The 3,807-nt window shown below is 60.4% G+C and carries 2 protein-coding genes; one reads left to right on the top strand and one right to left on the bottom strand.

Annotation, left to right across the window (positions count from 1 at the left end):
- Window positions 1-180, top strand: a 180-nt coding sequence (locus tag AC2VNK_RS06890; RefSeq protein ID WP_486883269.1) for a hypothetical protein, incomplete at its 5' end; no start/stop codon positions are given.
- Between the two features lie 317 nt (window positions 181-497).
- Here the strand turns inward: AC2VNK_RS06890 and AC2VNK_RS06885 are convergent.
- Complete coding sequence (locus AC2VNK_RS06885; RefSeq protein ID WP_486883268.1) at window positions 498-3,467, bottom strand: Tn3 family transposase; 2,970 nt, start codon at window positions 3,465-3,467, stop codon at window positions 498-500.
- Window positions 3,468-3,807: the final 340 nt, after the last annotated feature.

The raw sequence follows: 3,807 nt of genomic DNA, 5'->3' as shown, positions 1-3,807 counted from the left end.
CAAATTATAGGGCAGCCCCATCGCTCCGTCAAACAATGCACCGTGACTTCCTCACGCAAAGGCCACCGTAAAGGCCGCAAATTTGTCCTGCAGCGCACGCAAAGGGCCTTGGCCAGGGAAAATGCCTTAGGCCATCAAAAACCGATTCTGGGCCATTTCTCGACGTCTTTTCGTCGTTGAATAAAAATAAAGGGGGAGCCGATGCCGTAGGCATCGGGGGACAACGTCCCCAGAGGGGGTCGATCCGGCGAGCCGAAGGCGAGGACAGGGAGAGCGGCAGGCTCCCCGCCGGGGATGTTTGCGCCCGGCGCCGAAGGCGGCAAGTGGGCGCTCCTTTTCTGCTGGTGATAGAATATGCCAAAGCCAGTAAATACAGGTTATTCCGTGGCCTCGCAGGGTCTTAACGTACTCTAAATTCCGAATCCTGAGGGGACCCCTTTCTGAACCCACGAAAAGGCCAAAGTGGGGTCCCTTCAGGAAACGGAATTTAAAGTACGTTAAGCTCCTGCGAAGGGCCGCAGCGGCTGATATCTGCCTTGTTTGAGCTTGGCACTACGCCGCCACAGGTAATCACCCGTCAGATTGATGTGTTCCCAGCCCAGGGGAGACAGGTACTGCAGCAGCGTTTCGTCGACCGTCTGCCCATGCTCCTGCAGGGCGCTGACCGCCCGCTCCAGATACACGGTATTCCACAGTACGACGGCCGCCGTCACCAGATTCAGGCCACTGGCTCGGTAGCGCTGCTGTTCAAAGCCCCGATCCCGGATCTCCCCCAGCCGATTGAAGAACACCGCCCGGGCCAGCGCATTGCGGGCCTCGCCCTTGTTCAGTCCGGCCTGCACCCGCCGGCGTAGTTCCACGCTTTGCAGCCAATCGAGGATGAACAGCGTGCGCTCGATGCGTCCCAACTCGCGCAGGGCCACCGCCAGACCGTTTTGACGCGGATAGCTGCCGAGCTTCCTGAGCATGAGAGAGGCAGTCACCGTCCCCTGCTTGATGGAGGCCGCCAGGCGCAGGATATCTGCCCAATGGGTGCGGATGAGCTGGAGGTTCAGGGTGCCACCGATCATCGGCTTGAGGGCTTCATATCCGGGGCCATCCTTGGGGAGAAACAGCTTGGTCTCCCCCAGATCCCGGATCCGCGGTGCGAAACGGAACCCCAACAGATGCGTCAGGGCGAAGACATGATCCGTGAAGCCGGCGGTGTCCGTGTAGTGCTCTTCGATCCGCAGATCCGACTCGTGGTACAGCAGCCCATCGAGCACATAGGTCGAATCGCGCACCCCGACATTGACCAGCTTGCTGCTGAACGGTGCGTATTGGTCGGAGATGTGGGTGTAGACCAGCCGCCCGGGCTCCGCCCCATACTTCGGATTGACGTGCCCGGTGCTCTCGGCCTTGCCGCCGGCGCGGAAGCGCTGACCATCCGATGACGAGGTGCTGCCGTCCCCCCAATGCGCGGCAAAGGGATTGCGCAGCTGCGTGTTGACCAGTTCGGCCAGAGCCACCGAGTAGGTCTCGTCGCGGATGTGCCAGGCCTGCAGCCAGGACAGCTTGGCATAGGTCATACCGGGGCTCGATTCTGCCATTTTGCTCAATCCCAGATTGATGCCGTCGGCAAGTATCGCCGTCAACAGCAGGGTCTTGTCCCGGGCCTCATCGCCACTCTTGAGGTGCGTGAAGTGGCGGGTGAATCCGGTCCAGGCGTCCACTTCCATCAGTAGATCGGTGATTTTGATGTGCGGCAGCAGCGCCGCCGTCTGGTCGATCAGCACTTGCGCCGTGTCCGGAGCGACCGCATCCAGCGGGGTGATTTTCAGGCCGGAGTCCGTGATGAGGGCATCCGGCAGGTCATCGGCGGCTGCCAGCTGACTGGCACTGGCGAGCTGCTGTTCCAGCAGCGCTATGCGCTCCTGCAAATAAGTCTCACAGTCGGTGTTCACCGCCAGCGGCAGGGCGCCAGCCTGGGTAAGCTCGTCGAACCGCCCGGCGGGGATCAGGTACGTGTCGAAGTCCTTGAACTGGCGCGAGCCCTGCACCCAGATATCGCCGGAGCGCAGGGCATTCTTGAGCTCTGACAGGGCGCACAGCTCGTAGTAGCGCCGGTCGATGCCGTCTCCGGTGACCACCAGCTTTTTCCAGCGCGGCTTGATGAATCGGGTCGGGGCACCCGCAGGCATCTTGCGGGCATTGCTGTCATACAGGCCGCGGATCACATCGACGGCATCGAGCAGGTCCTGGGCCGCAGGTGCCGCACGCAACTTGAGGACTGCCAGAAACGGTGCCGCATAAAGACGGACGGTGGTATAGCTGTCGCCGATGTGGTGGAGGAAATCGAAGTCGGCGGGACGGGCGAGATCTTTGGCTTCGGTGACGCTGGCGGTGAATGCCTCCCAGGGGAGGACCGATTCAATGGCGGCAAAGGGATCCGCACCGCTCTTGCGGGCTTCCAGCAAGGCATCTCCGATCCGCCCGTACAGGCGGACCTTGTCGTTGATGGCCTTCCCCGAACGCTGGAATTGCTCCTGATGTTTTTGTTTGGCGGCGTTGAATAACTTCCCCAGGATGCGGTCGTGCAGGTCGATGATCTCGTCAGTTACCGTGGCGGTGGCTTCGATGACTAGTGCCGCCAGTGTCGCATAGCGGCGCTGGGTCTCGAACCTGGCGAGATCCGCTGGCGTCATTTGGCCGCCCTCACGAGCCAGCTTGAGTAGGCGGTTCTGGTGAACCAGAAGATCCATGCCGGTTGGCAAATCTATCGCCTGTAGGGCCTGCAAACGCTCAATGTGCCGGCGCATGTGCCGCGAGTTCGATTTGGCCGGTGCCTCCCGCAGCCAGGCCAGCACCGTCTTCTGGTTGCCATCCTTGCGCTTGAGGAGCGCATCCAGTCGCTGACGGTGGTCGGCCAACAGCACATCCGTCAGCGCCGCATAGATCCGCCGGTTGGCCCTGGTGATCGACTCAGCACAGATGCGATCGATGACTTCTGGTGCCGGCAACAGCACTTTTTGTTGGCGGAACCCCTCCACCAGTGCCGATGCGAGCACGATACCCTTGTCCGTCTGCCAGGCCAGACCATCTAGGCTCTCAATAGCGCTGCGGTAGTGGTGTGTCGTGGTGAACGTCGTAAACCCGAAGGCAGTTTGTAACTCCAGCAGGTGTTCGCGGCGCGTTTCCGCGCGCTGAGCATAGCTTTCCCATGCCTCCATGGGTACGTCGATCTGATCGGCCACCAGCCGCAGCAACGGTGTGGATGGCATTTCTTCTGCTCCCAAGATGACACCCGGGAATCGCATGTAGCAAAGATGGACCGCAAACCCTAGGCGATTCTCTGGCCTACGATGTTGACGGATGATGGAGAGGTCCCGCTCATCGAAGGCATAGCGCCGGATGAGATTATCCTGGGTGGTGGGTGTTTCGAGCAGGCTGTTGCGCTCGGCGGCAGACAAGATAGAACGGCGGGGCATGGGGGTCTTCCTCTCGCAAGTTTCCGTCCGAAACGGGTCCATTTCGGATGGGAGATAGAACCGTGTACGAAAGTAATGGAAACAGCATTCTGGACACGCACCATTATTCGTACACCGTTTTCGGTCGTGGTTGTCACAGCGAAAGGCTGCGATGTTGAAATCGAGATCCCCATAACGACATTTGTCAGGGGGTCCACGTGCCAGAGCCAGCAAATATAAGTGGTTGCGGCCCTTCGCAGGAGCTTAGCGTGCTTTAAGTTCCGAATTCTGAGGAGACCCCAATTTAATCCCCGAACCCGAGCGATCCCGAACCTTGGGGACCTTCACCGGCACAGGGCCC

This window comes from Acidithiobacillus sp. TH-A35 (assembly GCF_057473505.1).
Note: the sequence above shows the minus strand (reverse complement) of the source record. Positions and strands in the feature narration are given on the sequence as shown.